We start from the raw sequence: 14,201 nt of genomic DNA, 5'->3' as shown, positions 1-14,201 counted from the left end.
GCCGTTTTTTGTTTGCTGTCGATCGCGGCCGTATGCGTTGTCGATCGTCAATTCATGCCACGCAAGCGCGCCGGTTGGCCACCAGCGCGCCCGCGACGCGCATGGTCATACCGTCGGGACCGCAGCCCGGTCGAGGCTGCGCAGGAACGTCTCGGCCGCCTGATAGCCGACCACGCGCCCGATCTCGTTGCCGCTTCGATCGAAGAAGATGATGCCCGGCGGGCCGAACAGGTTGAAGCGCTTCAGCAGCGCCTGGTCGTCCGGGTTGTTCGCGGTAACGTCCGCACGCACGAGGTGAAGTTGCGCGAGTCGCGCCTGCACGCGCGCGTCGGTAAACGTCAGATGCTCCATCTCCTTGCAGCTCACGCACCAGTCGGCGTAGAAGTCGAGCATCACGGGCTGGGCCGCCGTCTTCAGCAGCGTGTCGAGTTCGCCGCTCGAGCGCACCGATGCGAACGCGGGCCCGTCCTGAGCAGCGGCCGCGCCTGCTGCCGCCGTACCGCCCGACGCAACCGTGCGTGCCGCCAGCACCGCCAGCGGCTTGACCGGATCAGTCGAGCCCGCGGCCAGGCCGACGAGCAGCGTAGCCGCCCAGATCGCGAGCGCGGCACCCACGCCACGGCCAAGGCGACGCCAGATCGACGTGGCGCCGGCATTCGGCGTGAACAGCCCGAGCGCCGCGGCCGCGATCAGCAGCCACAACGCAGCGAGCACCATCTTCAGGCCACCGGCCAGCACCGGCCACACGATCCACAGCGCGGCTGCGAGCAGCACGATGCCGAAGAACACCTTCACGCCGTCCATCCATGCGCCGGCGCGCGGCAGTACCGTCCCGGCCCCGACGCCGACGACCAGCAGCGGCACGCCCAGCCCCAGCCCCATCGCGAACAGTGCAGCGCCGCCGAGCAGCGCATTGCCCGTGTGCGCGATGAAGGCGAGCACCGCGAACAGCGGCGCCGTCATGCATGCGCCGACGACCAGTGCGGACAGCGCGCCCATCGCCGCGACCGCGACGAAATGGCCGCCCTGGCGCGCGCTCGATGCCTCGGCCGCGCCGTTCTGCCAGCGCGCGGGCAGTGCGAGGTCCTTGCCCGAGATCAGCGAGACGGCAAACGCGGTCAACAGCACGCCGAACGCGCCGAGCACCCACGGGTTCTGCAGCCACGCGCCGAGGCTCTGGCCCACCAGCGCCGCGGCGATGCCGAGTACCGTGTAGACCAGCGCCATGCCGACCACATAGGTCAGCGACAGCGCGAAGCCGCGCGCATGCGTCGCGCGCGTGCCTTGGCCGATGATGATCGCCGACACGATCGGAATCATCGGATACGAACACGGCAGGAGGCTCAGCACGACGCCCGCGACGAAATACAGTGCGACGATCGTGAAGAAGCCATGCCCTTCGAGCAGCGACTGCGCGAAATCGGCGCTCGTGACCTTGTCGAACCAGCTGCCCGCGGCAACCGCATCGGCGGACGACTGCGACGACGAGGCGGCGCCCAGCGCGGCGCCATCGACCTTCACGACGTGCTCGGCCGGCGGATAGCAGATGCCCTCGTCCGCGCACCCCTGCGACGTCACCGCGAGCTCGAACGGACCTGACGCCTGCTTGACGGGCACATGCACGACGACTTCGTCACGGTAGGTCTCGACGTCCTTCTGGAACGTCTGGTCGAACTTCACGTGGCCGGCCGGGAATTGCGGATCGCCGAGCGTCGCCTGCCCGCTCTTCACCGCGAACGCGAACCGCTCACGGTACAGGTAATAGCCGTTGGCGACCTTGAAGTGGACGTCCACCTGTCCCGGCGATTCGCTCGCACTGAACTTGAACGCAACCGACGGATCGAGGAAATCGTCGGCCGCGCGCGCGACCGACAGGCCGCCGAGCACGAGCATGAACGACAACAGGACTGCGAGGAATCGCAGCGCGCGCACGCGCACGGGAAGCGCCATACCGTTAAACATGAAATAGACGTTGAGTTTCGCTGGTCACCCACTGGCCGTACGCGGCCGATGCCGTCGTCTGCCACGAGACGATTTCGGGCGTCTCGTAAGGATGATGCGCGAGAATAAATCGCTCCAGTTCGAGCGCCCGCACCGGGCTCGTCTTGAACAGCAACTGGATCTCGTCGGCCGTTTCGACCTTGCCCTGCCAGTGATAGCGCGACTTGATCGCGCCGAGCTCCGACACGCACGCGGCAAGCCGCGCATCGAGCGCACCGTCGGAAAGCGTGTTGGCGGTCTCGGCATCGGGCACCGTCGTCAGCATCAGCACCACTATCATCCGCGCCCTCCTGGCTGGTCTATCGGCTCCCGCCGACGCGAATTGCCCACCTGGGGCGCGCGCCGGCTGCCCCGTATCGTAGCGCAGCCCGCGCAATGCTGCCGGCACCGCCCTGCGACAATCGATCGCAGCCTGCGCCGGAAAAACAAAAAGGGCCAAGCAATTGCTCGGCCCCTTTCAGATACTGCTGCGTACCGGAAGCTTACTCAGCTTCTTGCACGTTTTCCGTTTCGTCGACTTCCGGACGATCGAGCAGCTCGACCAGTGCCATCGGTGCGTTGTCGCCCACGCGGAAGCCGAACTTCAGCACGCGCAGGTAGCCGCCCGGACGGTTCGCGAAACGCGGACCGAGCACGTCGAACAGCTTCGCCACCGAGTCACGATCGCGCAGGCGGTTGAACGCCAGGCGACGGTTTGCCAGCGACGGCTTCTTGCCGAGCGTGATCAGCGGCTCGACGACTTTACGGAGTTCCTTCGCCTTCGGCAGCGTCGTCTTGATGACTTCGTGCTCGATCAGCGAGTTGGACATGTTACGGAGCATAGCCAGACGGTGGCTGCTCGTGCGGTTCAGTTTCCGCAGACCATGACGATGGCGCATTTCAGTTTCCTTGATTCAAAGTTTTGATCCAGCTCTTCTATCGCACCTCGATGGGTGCACGGGCCGGTAACGAAAAAAGCAAGATGCGGATTTTAAAGGAAAATCCGCATCTTTGCCAACTACAGTAACAACCAGGCTTACTTGTCGAGACCAGCCGGCGGCCAGTTTTCGAGCTTCATGCCCAGCGTGAGACCGCGCGAAGCGAGCACTTCCTTGATCTCGTTGAGCGACTTGCGACCGAGGTTCGGCGTCTTCAGCAGCTCGTTTTCCGTGCGCTGGATCAGGTCGCCGATGTAGTAGATGTTCTCGGCCTTCAGGCAGTTCGCCGAACGAACCGTCAGCTCGAGATCGTCCACCGGACGCAGCAGGATCGGGTCGATCTGCGGTGCACGCGACGGCGCTTCGGCTGCCGTTTCCGTGCCTTCCAGCGCCGCGAACACGGACAGCTGGTCGACCAGGATGCGGGCCGATTGACGGATCGCTTCTTCCGGCGTGATCACACCGCTCGTCTCGATGTTCATCACGAGCTTGTCGAGGTCGGTACGCTGCTCGACACGTGCGCTTTCGACAGCGTAGCTCACGCGGCGAACCGGCGAGAACGATGCGTCGAGGACGATGCGGCCGATGATCTTGGCCGTGTCTTCGCCATAGCGACGGACGTTGCCGGGCACATAGCCGCGACCCTTTTCGATCTTGATCTGAACGTCGAGCTTGCCACCCTTCGACAGGTGCGCAATCACGTGATTCGGGTTGATGACTTCGCAGTCGTGAGCCAGCTCGATATCGCCGGCCGTGACAACGCCTTCACCTTCCTTGCGCAGCGTAACCGTCACTTCGTCACGGTTATGCAGCTTGAACACCACGCCCTTCAGGTTCAGCAGCAGGTTGACGACGTCTTCCTGCACGCCATCCAGCGTCGAGTACTCGTGCACCACGCCCGCGATCGTCACTTCGGTCGGCGCGTAGCCAACCATCGACGACAGCAGCACGCGGCGAAGCGCATTGCCCAAGGTGTGGCCGTAACCGCGTTCGAACGGTTCCATGACCACCCTCGCGTGGTTCTCGCCCAGCGATTCCACGGCGATGATCTTGGGTTTCAGCAAACTGGTTTGCATGGGCTTTCCTTTTCAATACCCTCGGCTCGTTACACCGATAAGGCTGACCGGTAACAACCAGAAAATAAACAGCCGAGGCCCCTCCTTGCGCAACGCAATCGGGGTACCTCGGCCGTCAATCGGATTAACGCGAATACAATTCGACGATCAGGCTTTCGTTGATGTCGCCTGCGATTTCAGCGCGTTCCGGCATTTGCTTGAACGTGCCTTCGAACTTCTTCGCATCGACTGCAACCCAGCTCGGCATGCCGCCTTGCTCGGCCAGCGACAGCGCTTCGACGATACGCGCCTGCTTCTTCGCCTTTTCGCGGATCGCGACGATGTCACCTGCCTTCACTTGCTGCGACGGGACGTTCGCGACGACGCCGTTCACGGTGATCGACTTGTGGCTCACCAGCTGACGCGCTTCAGCGCGGGTCGAGCCGAAGCCCATGCGATACACGACGTTGTCGAGACGCGACTCGAGCAGTTGCAGCAGGTTTTCACCCGTGTTGCCCTTGCGGCGGTCGGCTTCAGCGAAGTAGCGGCGGAACTGACGCTCCAGCACGCCGTAGATACGCTTGACCTTCTGCTTTTCGCGCAGCTGCGTACCGTAGTCGGACGTACGTGCGCCCGAGGTACGGCCGTGCTGACCCGGCTTGCTGTCGAGCTTGCACTTGTCGGCGAGCGAGCGGCGTGCGCTCTTCAGGAACAGGTCGGTGCCTTCACGGCGGGACAGCTTGGCCTTCGGGCCGATATAACGTGCCACTTTGCATTCCTCTATCAATCAGTCACGCAGATCTGAATCCGCGCTAGTTCGCGCCCTTTGGGGCGAACGGTGGGCTTAGTCAATCAAAAAAGCAACGCCCGTCGACGCTGAGCGGCGACAGGCAATGTGCTAGCACGAACGTGCCAGCACACCTTTAGATACGACGACGCTTCGGCGGACGGCAGCCGTTGTGCGGAATCGGGGTGACATCCGAAATCGCGGTGATCTTGATGCCGAGGCCGTGCAGTGCGCGCACTGCCGACTCACGACCCGGGCCCGGGCCCTTGATCCGCACTTCCAGATTCTTCACGCCGTATTCCATCGCGACGCGGCCAGCCGACTCGGCTGCGACCTGGGCAGCGAACGGCGTCGATTTGCGCGAGCCCTTGAAGCCCTGACCGCCCGACGTCGCCCATGCCAGTGCGTTGCCTTGGCGATCGGTGATCGTGATGATCGTGTTGTTGAACGACGCGTGAACGTGAACCACGCCTTCAGCGACGTTCTTCTTAACCTTCTTGCGAACGCGTTGCGCCGCGGTGTTCGAAGCCTTAGCCATTACGTTTTCCTGTAACTGTCAGTTCCGCTTACTTCTTCAGCGCTTGCGCTGCACGACGCGGACCCTTGCGAGTACGTGCGTTCGTACGCGTACGCTGACCGCGCATCGGCAGGCCCTTGCGATGACGAACACCACGGTAGCAACCGAGGTCCATCAGGCGCTTGATGTTCATCGTCACTTCACGGCGCAGATCGCCTTCGACGACAAACTTGCCCACTTCTTCACGCAGCTTTTCCAAGTCTGCGTCGGTCAAGTCCTTGACCTTCTTCGAAAAATCGACGCCAGCTGCCACGCAGATGCTGCGCGAACGGGTGCGGCCGACACCAAAGATTGCCGTCAGGCCGATCTCGGTGTGCTGGTGATTCGGGATGTTAACCCCTGCGATACGAGCCATTGTTTTTCCTCAAACAAAAAGCGCAAACAAACGCGCGGTCAGCCTTGGCGCTGCTTGTGGCGCGGATCCGAGCTGCAGATCACGCGAACGACGCCTTTGCGCTTGATGATCTTGCAATTGCGGCAAATGCGCTTAACCGATGCCATCACTTTCATGATAATACCCTTTTTTCAAATCACTTCGCCCGGAACACGATCCGCGCACGAGACAGATCGTAAGGCGTCAATTCAACCGTCACCTTGTCGCCAGGCAGGATGCGGATGTAGTGCATCCGCATCTTCCCGGAAATATGCCCCAACACGACATGGCCGTTTTCCAGCTTCACGCGGAAGGTCGCATTCGGGAGGTTTTCAATCACCTCACCCTGCATCTGGATTACATCGTCTTTGGCCATAGTCCTTTCAACGCATCGGGATGTTGCCGCCCTTGAAGTTCGCCTTCTTGAGCAGTGACTCATACTGTTGCGACATAACGTACGACTGCACCTGCGCCATAAAGTCCATCGTGACGACGACAATGATCAGCAGCGACGTTCCACCAAAATAAAACGGCACGTTCCAGCGGAGCACCAGAAACTCCGGCAGCAGACACACGAAGACGATGTAGATCGCACCGGCCAGCGTCAGACGCGTGAGGATGCGGTCGATATATCGTGCGGTCTGATCGCCCGGGCGGATACCCGGAACAAACGCGCCGCTCTTCTTCAGGTTGTCTGCGGTTTCCCTGCTGTTGAACACCAGTGCGGTGTAGAAGAAGCAGAAAAACACGATCGCCAGCGTGTACAGCAGCACATAGACCGGCTGGCCCGGCTTCAGCGCTTCCGCAACGTTATGCAACGTATTGGAAATCCAGCTTCCCGTCGGCTGACCGGTACTGAACCAGCCGAGAATCGTTGCCGGGAACAGAATGATCGACGATGCAAAGATCGGCGGAATCACACCCGACATGTTCAGCTTCAGCGGCAGATGCGACGACTGCCCACCGTAGATCTTGTTGCCGACCTGGCGCTTCGCGTAGTTCACGAGGATCTTGCGCTGACCGCGTTCGATGAACACGACCAGGTAAGTCACCGCGGCAATCAGGACGACGATGATGATCGCCGAAATGATGCTCATCGAACCCGTACGCACCAGCTCGAACAACCCACCGACGGCATTCGGGAACCCTGCTGCGATCCCGCCGAAGATGATGATCGAGATACCGTTGCCCAGACCACGCTCGGTAATCTGCTCGCCGAGCCACATCAGGAACATCGTACCGGTAACCAGCGTCACGACCGTCGTCAGACGGAACAGCATGCCGGGGTCAGTAACGAGGCCCGGCTGGTTTTCCAGCGCAGCCGCGATACCGAACGCCTGGAAGGTCGCGAGCACCACGGTGAAATACCGCGTGTACTGCGTGATCTTCCGTTGCCCTGCCTGCCCTTCCTTCTTCAGCGCCTCGAGCTGCGGCGAGACAATCGCCAGCAACTGCATGATGATCGACGCCGAGATGTACGGCATGATCCCCAGCGCAAAGATCGTGAAGCGGGAAAGCGCGCCACCCGAGAACATGTTGAACATGCCCAGGATGCCGCCCGCCTGGCTCTGGAACAGCTTCGCCAGTTGATCCGGATCGATGCCCGGCACGGGAATGTGCGCGCCGATGCGATAGACGATCAGCGCCAGGAGCAAGAACATTGCTCGCCGGCGCAGATCGCCGAATTTCGCCGTGCTTCGACCGGGTTTTGCAAGACTCGGGCTGTTAGCCAAGTACCTTCTCCGATGAATGCAAGTGACGACGCGCTACGCGTGTCACTCGGCGAACGAACCGCCAGCCGCTTCGATCGCAGCGCGCGCACCCTTGGTGGCACCGAGACCCTTCACGACGATCTTGCGCTTCAGTTCGCCCGTCGCGATGATCTTTGCGCTCTTCGTCAGCTCGCCGACCAGGCCGGCTTGCTTCAGTGCGAGCAGATCGATCTCATCGACCGGCAGCTTCTCGAGGTCGCTCAGGCGCACTTCACCGACGAATTCCTTCGTCAGCGACGTGAAGCCGCGCTTCGGCAGACGACGTTGCAGCGGCATCTGACCGCCTTCGAAACCGACTTTGTGGAAGCCGCCCGAACGCGATTTCTGACCCTTGTGACCACGGCCAGCCGTCTTGCCGAGGCCCGAACCGATGCCACGGCCGACGCGACGCTTGGCGTGCTTGGCGCCAGCTGCCGGCTTCAGGTTATTCAATTCCATATCAACTCCTTGATCCGTAGGGCCGCTTACGCGATGACCTTAACGAGGTACGAGACCTTGTTGATCATGCCGCGGACCGCCGGCGTGTCCTGAAGCTCGCTGACCGAGTTGAGTCGGCGCAGGCCCAGGCCACGCACGGTCGCGCGGTGCGATTCGCGGGTCCCGATCAGGCTCTTAACGAGCTGAACCTTGACAGTTTTTTCAGACATGGTGACCACCCGGGCTTAGCCCAAAATTTCTTCGACGGACTTGCCGCGCTTCGCCGCGATGTCTGCCGGGGTGGACTGCTTGCGCAGACCGTCCAGCGTGGCGCGAACGAGGTTGTACGGGTTCGTCGAACCGTGGCTCTTTGCCACGACGTTCTGAACGCCCATCACGTCGAACACTGCGCGCATCGGGCCGCCGGCGATCACGCCCGTACCTGCCTTCGCCGGAGCGAGGAGGACAGCGGATGCGCCATGCTTGCCGTGCACTTCGTGTTGCAGCGTGCCGTTCTTGAGCGGCACCTTGAACATGTTGCGGCGAGCTTGTTCCATTGCCTTCTGGACAGCGACCGGCACTTCCTTCGCCTTGCCCTTGCCCATACCGATGCGGCCATCACCGTCGCCAACCACGGTCAGTGCGGCGAAGCCGAGAATACGGCCACCCTTCACGACCTTGGTCACGCGATTGACCGAAATCATCTTTTCGCGAAGGCCGTCGTCGCGCTCGTCAGCCTGAACTTTCGCTTGCATCTTTGCCATGACGAATTCCTTCCTTAGAACTTGAGCCCAGCTTCGCGAGCTGCCTCAGCCAGCGCCTTGACGCGGCCGTGGTAGCGGAAGCCCGAGCGGTCGAAGGCGACGGATTCGATGCCGGCAGCCTTTGCCTTTTCGGCAATACGCTTGCCGATCAGCGTCGCGGCATTGACGTTGCCGCCCTTGCCCGACTTGTCGGCCAGTTCTGCGCGCACTTCTGCTTCGAGCGTCGACGCGCTGGCGAGCACCTTGGTGCCGCACGGCGAGAACACTTGAGCGTAGATGTGCGTGTTCGTGCGATGCACGGCGAGACGCGCGACCTGCAGCTCAGCGATCTTGATACGCGTCTGGCGAGCGCGGCGCAGGCGAGATTGAGTCTTATCCATGATTGCGCACCCTTACTTCTTCTTCGTTTCTTTGAGGATCACAACCTCGTCGGAATAGCGCACGCCCTTGCCCTTGTAGGGCTCCGGCGGACGGTAACCGCGGACTTCCGCAGCTACTTGACCGACTTGTTGCTTGTTGATCCCCTTGATCACGATTTCGGTTTGCGTCGGGGTTTCTGCCTTGACGCCTTCCGGCATCTGGTGCACCACCGGGTGCGAGAAACCCAGCGACAGGTTCAGCTTGTCGCCTTGCGCTTGCGCACGATAACCGACGCCAACCAGCGTCAGCTTGCGCTCGAAACCCTTGGTCACGCCGTGCACGGCATTCGCGATAATCGCGCGCATCGTGCCCGACAGTGCATTTGCTTCGCGGCTTTCGTCCACCGGCGACAGGTTCAGCGTGCCGTCGTTGTTCGCCACGTTCACGAGCGGATTGATCGCTTGCGTGATGGTGCCCAGCGGGCCCTTGACGGTGATCGCACCGTCGGCCAGCTTGACTTCCGCGCCTTGCAGCGCGATCGGGCTCTTACCTACTCGAGACATGTTTCTCTCTCCTCGGCTTTAAGCGACGTAGCAGATGACTTCGCCGCCGACGCCGGTAGCGCGCGCCTTGCGGTCGGTCATCACGCCCTTCGGCGTCGACACGATTGCGACACCGAGGCCATTCATGACCTGCGGGATGTCGTTACGGCCGCGGTACACGCGCAGGCCAGGCTTCGACACGCGTTCGATGCGTTCGATGACCGGACGGCCAGCGTAGTACTTCAGCGCGATATTCAGTTCGGACTTCGCACCTTCCGCCTTCACGGCGAAATCGTCGATATAGCCTTCGTCTTTCAGGACTTGCGCGATTGCAACCTTGACTTTCGACGAGGGCATCGACACCGATACCTTCTCGACCATCTGCCCGTTGCGGATGCGAGTCAGCATATCGGCGATAGGATCACTCATGCTCATTTACGTTTCTCCTATTACCAGCTCGCCTTGGTCAGGCCAGGAATCTCGCCACGGAATGCGATTTCACGAATCTTGTTACGCGCGAGGCCGAATTTACGGAACGTGCCACGCGGACGGCCCGTGATCGCGCAGCGGTTACGCTGGCGGGTCGGGTTTGCGTTGCGGGGCAGTTGCTGCAGCTCAAGGCGTGCTTCGTAGCGCTCTTCTTCCGACTTGCTTTGGTCTTCGACGATCGCCTTCAGCGCATCGCGCTTTGCTGCGAACTTCGCGACCAGGCGGGCGCGCTTCTTTTCACGTTCGATCAGTGCCAGTTTAGCCACGGTAACCTCAGTTTCTGAACGGGAACTTGAAGCTGGCGAGCAGAGCCTTTGCTTCGTCGTCGGTCTTCGCAGTCGTCGTGATGCTGATGTTCAGCCCACGCAGTGCGTCGATCTTGTCGTAGTCGATTTCGGGGAAAATGATCTGCTCTTTCACACCGATGTTGTAGTTGCCACGGCCATCGAAAGCACGACCCGACACGCCGCGGAAGTCACGCACGCGGGGCAGGGCAACCGTCACGAAACGGTCGAGGAATTCGTACATCGCTTGGCCACGCAGCGTCACCATCGCGCCGATCGGGTAGCCCTGGCGGATCTTGAAGCCTGCGATTGCCTTGCGTGCCTTGGTCACGACCGGCTTCTGACCAGCGATCTTCGTGAGGTCGCCAACGGCGTTCTCGATGATCTTCTTGTCAGCGATCGCTTCGCCAAGACCCATGTTCAGCGTGATCTTGGTGATGCGCGGCACTTCCATGACCGACTTGTAACCGAACTTCTCGATCAGGCCGGGCACAACCTTTTCTTTGTAAAACTCTTGAAAACGAGCCATTTTTTACTCCGCTGCGTCAGGCGCTCAGTACAGCACCGGTCGTCTTCAGGAAGCGAACCTTCTTGCCTTCCTCGACCTTGATGCCAACACGCGACGCCTTGCCATTCGCGTCGACCAGTGCGACGTTCGAAATATGCAGGGGCATCGTCTTCGCTTCCACGCCGCCCGTCGTACCCTTCATCGGGTTCGGCTTCACATGCTTCTTGACGAGGTTGATACCTTCAACCGTCACATGCTCTGCACCGACAGCCAGCACGACGCCGCGCTTGCCCTTGTCCTTGCCAGTGACGACGATGACTTCGTCACCTTTGCGAATCTTGTTCATCGCGACTCCTTACAGCACTTCCGGCGCCAGCGAAACGATCTTCATGAATCGTTCGCTACGCAGCTCACGCGTGACCGGCCCGAAAATACGGGTGCCGATCGGCTCGAGCTTGTTATTCAAAAGCACAGCGGCGTTGCCGTCGAACTTGATCAGCGAGCCGTCTTGACGGCGCACGCCCTTGGCGGTGCGGACCACCACGGCGTTGTAAATTTCGCCTTTCTTCACGCGCCCGCGCGGCGTTGCCTCTTTGACGCTCACCTTGATGATGTCGCCAATGCCGGCATAACGACGCTTCGAGCCGCCGAGCACCTTGATGCACAGGACTTCACGTGCACCCGTGTTGTCGGCTACTTCGAGCCGAGATTCGGTCTGGATCATGGTTTGTCTTTCCCAACTTAATCCGGATGCACCACCATGATGCATTCGGTCAGTCTTGGTCCCGTCAGCCAATCGGCTGCTTGGGTTGGAACAGCAGCGACGGCAAACGAAACCCGCCATCGCAATTCGGTGAATCTTTCGGACAGGCAGGCGCCAGTCCGCTTCCCCCACCAACTTCGCCCGCGACGGGGCTCCCATAAAGAGGGAAGACCAGGATTATAACAAATAATCCTGGTCACGCAAGCAAATACTTTGCGATTTCAAGCACTTCGCGGAGAAGTGCCTGTTACTGCCTACTGCGCTGCCCGCTTAGATGACGCGAGCGGCTTCGACGAGGCGCGACACCGTCCAGGCCTTCGTCTTCGAAACAGGACGAGTTTCCTGGATTTCGACGAGATCGCCTTCGTTGTAGGTGTTCGCTTCATCGTGCGCGTGGTACTTCTTCGAACGCACGACATACTTGCCGTAGATCGGGTGCTTGACGCGGTGCTCGATCAGCACGGTGACGGTCTTGTCCATCTTGTTGCTGACGACCCGACCGACCAGCGTCCGCTTCAGCGAGGTTTTCACGCTATCGTTCATTTCTGGTTCGCCTTCTGAGTCATGACGGTCCGCACACGTGCGATGTCGCGACGAACCTTCTTCAGCTGGCTCGTGTTCGTGAGCTGCTGGGTCGCGAGTTGCATGCGCAGGCCGAATTGCGCCTTCAGCAGGTCCGCCAGCTCCTTGTTGAGCGCGGCCTGGTCTTTCTGGAGAAGTTCGGAAGCCTTCATATTTTCTCCTTAGGCGCCGAGCTGGCGCACGATGAACGCCGTCTTCAGCGGCAGCTTGGCTGCAGCCAGACGGAACGCTTCGCGTGCCAGTTCTTCGGTTACGCCGTCCATTTCATAGAGCATCTTGCCCGGCTGAATCTCGGCGACGTAGTACTCCGGGTTACCCTTACCGTTACCCATACGCACTTCGGCCGGCTTCTGCGAAATCGGCTTGTCCGGGAAGATCCGGATCCAGATGCGGCCGCCACGCTTGATGTGACGCGTCATTGCACGACGCGCCGCTTCAATCTGGCGTGCGGTCAGACGACCGCGACCGATAGCCTTCAGGCCGAATTCACCGAACGACACTGCGTTGCCGCGCGTCGCCTTGCCGGTGTTACGACCCTTCTGCTCTTTACGATACTTTCTGCGTTTCGGTTGCAGCATCGTTATTCTCCAGTCTTGCCGTCTTCGGGCTTGCCGGCGCCGCGGCGCGGTGCGCCACGACGAGCACCCGGAGCGCCGCCTTCGCCGTCACGGCGCGGACGACGGTCGCCCGGACGCGCATTGCGACGCGGACGCTTGTCTTCGGCTACTTCTTCCACCACCGGTGCGTCGTTGCGGCCGAGCGTATCGCCCTTGTAAACCCACACCTTGACGCCGATGATCCCGTAGGTCGTCTTCGCTTCCGAGGTCGCGTAGTCGATATCAGCACGCAGCGTGTGAAGGGGCACGCGACCTTCGCGATACCACTCCGTACGAGCGATTTCGATACCGTTCAGACGGCCCGCGCTCATGATCTTGATGCCTTGGGCACCCAGACGCATCGCGTTCTGCATCGCACGCTTCATCGCGCGACGGAACATGATCCGGCGCTCGAGCTGTTGCGTGATCGAGTCAGCGATCAGCTGAGCATCGGTTTCCGGCTTGCGGATTTCTTCGATGTTGACGTGAACCGGAACGCCCATGCGGCGTTGCAGTTCCGTCTTCAGCTGCTCGATATCCTCGCCCTTCTTGCCGATGACCACACCCGGACGCGAGCTGTAAATCGTGATGCGCGCGTTCTTCGCCGGACGCTCGATGACGACCCGACCGACCGAAGCGTTCTTCAGCTTCTTCTTCAGGTATTCACGAACACCGATGTCTTCCTGCAGCATCGCCGCGAAATTGTTGTTGTTCGCGTACCAACGCGAAGCCCAATTGCGGCTGACAGCCAGGCGGAAGCCAGTCGGATGAATTTTCTGTCCCATCGTATGGCTCCTTAATTCCCGACCGTCACAGTGATGTGACAGGATTGCTTCTCGATGCGGTTACCGCGGCCCTTGGCGCGCGCGGTGAAACGCTTGAGCGATGCAGCCTTGTCGACGTAGATGCTCTTGATCTTGAGCTCGTCGATATCAGCGCCTTCGTTGTGCTCCGCATTCGCGATTGCCGACAGCACAACCTTCTTCACGATGCCAGCCGCCTTCTTCGGCGAGAACGTCAGAACGTTCAGCGCCTTGTCGACCGGCAAACCGCGGATCTGGTCAGCCACAAGGCGCGTTTTCTGCGCCGAGATGCGGGCACCGCGATGAATTGCTTTCACTTCCATCTTGATTGCCCCTTATTTCTTGGCCTTCTTGTCGGCTGCGTGACCCTTGAACGTACGGGTCAGTGCGAACTCGCCAAGCTTGTGGCCGACCATGTTTTCCGAGATGTACACCGGAACGTGTTGACGGCCGTTGTGAACAGCGATCGTCAGGCCGATGAAATCCGGCAGAATCGTCGAACGACGCGACCAGGTCTTGATCGGCTTTTTGTCGCGCGAAGCTGCAGCCGCCTCAACTTTCTTCAGCAAATGGGCGTCGCAGAACGGACCTTTTTTAACAGAACGTGCCAT

26 protein-coding genes are annotated in these 14,201 nt (G+C 60.8%); all 26 read right to left on the bottom strand.

All coding sequences use genetic code 11. From position 1 onward, the window contains the following. Nucleotides 1-105: 105 nt before the first annotated feature. The 26 genes from dsbD to rpsS all read right to left on the bottom strand — a co-directional run bounded on the left by dsbD (nucleotide 106) and on the right by rpsS (nucleotide 14,201). Complete coding sequence (gene dsbD, locus CFB40_RS01665) at nucleotides 106-1,962, bottom strand: protein-disulfide reductase DsbD (RefSeq protein ID WP_089430491.1); 1,857 nt, start codon at nucleotides 1,960-1,962, stop codon at nucleotides 106-108. Then, complete coding sequence (gene cutA / locus CFB40_RS01660; protein WP_089430490.1) at nucleotides 1,955-2,281, bottom strand: divalent-cation tolerance protein CutA; 327 nt, start codon at nucleotides 2,279-2,281, stop codon at nucleotides 1,955-1,957. The genes dsbD and cutA overlap by 8 nt, the downstream gene beginning before the upstream one ends. Nucleotides 2,282-2,483: 202 nt before the next feature. Then, nucleotides 2,484-2,879, bottom strand: a complete 396-nt coding sequence (gene rplQ, locus CFB40_RS01655; RefSeq protein WP_006477175.1) for a 50S ribosomal protein L17 — start codon at nucleotides 2,877-2,879, stop codon at nucleotides 2,484-2,486. 137 nt (nucleotides 2,880-3,016) lie between these two features. Beyond that, a complete protein-coding gene (locus tag CFB40_RS01650; protein WP_006477176.1) occupies nucleotides 3,017-3,994 on the bottom strand; it encodes a DNA-directed RNA polymerase subunit alpha in 978 nt (325 codons plus the stop codon). 124 nt (nucleotides 3,995-4,118) lie between these two features. Next, the gene (rpsD, locus tag CFB40_RS01645) at nucleotides 4,119-4,742 is read right to left on the bottom strand and encodes a 30S ribosomal protein S4 (protein WP_021161733.1); all 624 of its coding nucleotides are present in this window, start codon (nucleotides 4,740-4,742) and stop codon (nucleotides 4,119-4,121) included. Nucleotides 4,743-4,896: 154 nt separating this feature from the next. Then, nucleotides 4,897-5,298 (bottom strand): 30S ribosomal protein S11, encoded by a 402-nt coding sequence (gene rpsK / locus CFB40_RS01640; RefSeq protein ID WP_004197937.1) that lies wholly within the window; start codon nucleotides 5,296-5,298, stop codon nucleotides 4,897-4,899. A 28-nt stretch (nucleotides 5,299-5,326) separates the two neighbouring features. After that, on the bottom strand, nucleotides 5,327-5,692 hold the full coding sequence (gene rpsM / locus CFB40_RS01635; RefSeq protein WP_006477178.1) for a 30S ribosomal protein S13: 366 nt from the start codon (nucleotides 5,690-5,692) through the stop codon (nucleotides 5,327-5,329). Nucleotides 5,693-5,730: 38 nt separating this feature from the next. Beyond that, nucleotides 5,731-5,847: a 50S ribosomal protein L36 gene (rpmJ, locus tag CFB40_RS01630; protein WP_004199844.1), complete on the bottom strand. Its 117-nt coding sequence runs from the start codon at nucleotides 5,845-5,847 to the stop codon at nucleotides 5,731-5,733. 20 nt (nucleotides 5,848-5,867) lie between these two features. After that, nucleotides 5,868-6,086, bottom strand: a complete 219-nt coding sequence (gene infA, locus CFB40_RS01625; RefSeq protein WP_004521905.1) for a translation initiation factor IF-1 — start codon at nucleotides 6,084-6,086, stop codon at nucleotides 5,868-5,870. Between the two features lie 7 nt (nucleotides 6,087-6,093). Continuing rightward, nucleotides 6,094-7,443, bottom strand: a complete 1,350-nt coding sequence (gene secY, locus CFB40_RS01620; RefSeq protein ID WP_006482915.1) for a preprotein translocase subunit SecY — start codon at nucleotides 7,441-7,443, stop codon at nucleotides 6,094-6,096. Between the two features lie 42 nt (nucleotides 7,444-7,485). Next, on the bottom strand, nucleotides 7,486-7,920 hold the full coding sequence (gene rplO / locus CFB40_RS01615) for a 50S ribosomal protein L15 (protein WP_006477180.1): 435 nt from the start codon (nucleotides 7,918-7,920) through the stop codon (nucleotides 7,486-7,488). 26 nt (nucleotides 7,921-7,946) lie between these two features. Further along, the gene (gene rpmD / locus CFB40_RS01610) at nucleotides 7,947-8,129 is read right to left on the bottom strand and encodes a 50S ribosomal protein L30 (protein WP_006400644.1); all 183 of its coding nucleotides are present in this window, start codon (nucleotides 8,127-8,129) and stop codon (nucleotides 7,947-7,949) included. Nucleotides 8,130-8,144: 15 nt separating this feature from the next. Further along, nucleotides 8,145-8,663 (bottom strand): 30S ribosomal protein S5, encoded by a 519-nt coding sequence (rpsE, locus tag CFB40_RS01605; RefSeq protein WP_006482895.1) that lies wholly within the window; start codon nucleotides 8,661-8,663, stop codon nucleotides 8,145-8,147. A gap of 14 nt (nucleotides 8,664-8,677) precedes the next feature. Next, nucleotides 8,678-9,043 carry a 50S ribosomal protein L18 gene (rplR, locus tag CFB40_RS01600; RefSeq protein ID WP_006477183.1) on the bottom strand — a complete coding sequence of 122 codons (366 nt, stop codon included), beginning with the start codon at nucleotides 9,041-9,043 and terminating at the stop codon, nucleotides 8,678-8,680. A gap of 12 nt (nucleotides 9,044-9,055) precedes the next feature. After that, a complete protein-coding gene (rplF, locus tag CFB40_RS01595) occupies nucleotides 9,056-9,586 on the bottom strand; it encodes a 50S ribosomal protein L6 (RefSeq protein ID WP_006758786.1) in 531 nt (176 codons plus the stop codon). Between the two features lie 18 nt (nucleotides 9,587-9,604). Continuing rightward, the gene (gene rpsH / locus CFB40_RS01590) at nucleotides 9,605-10,000 is read right to left on the bottom strand and encodes a 30S ribosomal protein S8 (RefSeq protein WP_011350677.1); all 396 of its coding nucleotides are present in this window, start codon (nucleotides 9,998-10,000) and stop codon (nucleotides 9,605-9,607) included. Nucleotides 10,001-10,014: 14 nt separating this feature from the next. Beyond that, complete coding sequence (gene rpsN, locus CFB40_RS01585) at nucleotides 10,015-10,320, bottom strand: 30S ribosomal protein S14 (RefSeq protein WP_011350676.1); 306 nt, start codon at nucleotides 10,318-10,320, stop codon at nucleotides 10,015-10,017. 7 nt (nucleotides 10,321-10,327) lie between these two features. Beyond that, nucleotides 10,328-10,867 (bottom strand): 50S ribosomal protein L5, encoded by a 540-nt coding sequence (rplE, locus tag CFB40_RS01580; RefSeq protein WP_006477186.1) that lies wholly within the window; start codon nucleotides 10,865-10,867, stop codon nucleotides 10,328-10,330. A gap of 16 nt (nucleotides 10,868-10,883) precedes the next feature. Continuing rightward, a complete protein-coding gene (rplX, locus tag CFB40_RS01575; RefSeq protein ID WP_006477187.1) occupies nucleotides 10,884-11,192 on the bottom strand; it encodes a 50S ribosomal protein L24 in 309 nt (102 codons plus the stop codon). Nucleotides 11,193-11,201: 9 nt separating this feature from the next. Continuing rightward, a complete protein-coding gene (gene rplN / locus CFB40_RS01570) occupies nucleotides 11,202-11,570 on the bottom strand; it encodes a 50S ribosomal protein L14 (RefSeq protein WP_006482918.1) in 369 nt (122 codons plus the stop codon). A gap of 309 nt (nucleotides 11,571-11,879) precedes the next feature. Further along, nucleotides 11,880-12,152 (bottom strand): 30S ribosomal protein S17, encoded by a 273-nt coding sequence (gene rpsQ, locus CFB40_RS01565; RefSeq protein WP_006477189.1) that lies wholly within the window; start codon nucleotides 12,150-12,152, stop codon nucleotides 11,880-11,882. Then, nucleotides 12,149-12,343 carry a 50S ribosomal protein L29 gene (rpmC, locus tag CFB40_RS01560; protein WP_006400652.1) on the bottom strand — a complete coding sequence of 65 codons (195 nt, stop codon included), beginning with the start codon at nucleotides 12,341-12,343 and terminating at the stop codon, nucleotides 12,149-12,151. Before rpmC ends, rpsQ begins: the two co-directional genes overlap by 4 nt. 9 nt (nucleotides 12,344-12,352) lie before the next feature. Next, nucleotides 12,353-12,769 (bottom strand): 50S ribosomal protein L16, encoded by a 417-nt coding sequence (gene rplP, locus CFB40_RS01555; RefSeq protein WP_006482873.1) that lies wholly within the window; start codon nucleotides 12,767-12,769, stop codon nucleotides 12,353-12,355. Between the two features lie 2 nt (nucleotides 12,770-12,771). Next, the gene (rpsC, locus tag CFB40_RS01550; RefSeq protein WP_006482899.1) at nucleotides 12,772-13,572 is read right to left on the bottom strand and encodes a 30S ribosomal protein S3; all 801 of its coding nucleotides are present in this window, start codon (nucleotides 13,570-13,572) and stop codon (nucleotides 12,772-12,774) included. Between the two features lie 11 nt (nucleotides 13,573-13,583). Next, on the bottom strand, nucleotides 13,584-13,913 hold the full coding sequence (gene rplV, locus CFB40_RS01545) for a 50S ribosomal protein L22 (RefSeq protein WP_004199272.1): 330 nt from the start codon (nucleotides 13,911-13,913) through the stop codon (nucleotides 13,584-13,586). Nucleotides 13,914-13,925: 12 nt separating this feature from the next. Then, entirely contained in the window at nucleotides 13,926-14,201 is a 276-nt protein-coding gene (rpsS, locus tag CFB40_RS01540) for a 30S ribosomal protein S19 (RefSeq protein WP_004199273.1), read from the bottom strand.

This window comes from Burkholderia sp. AU31652, from assembly GCF_002223155.1.
Lineage (GTDB): Bacteria > Pseudomonadota > Gammaproteobacteria > Burkholderiales > Burkholderiaceae > Burkholderia.
The sequence above is the reverse complement of the archived record's forward strand: the minus strand, read 5'-3'. Positions and strand labels throughout refer to the sequence as shown.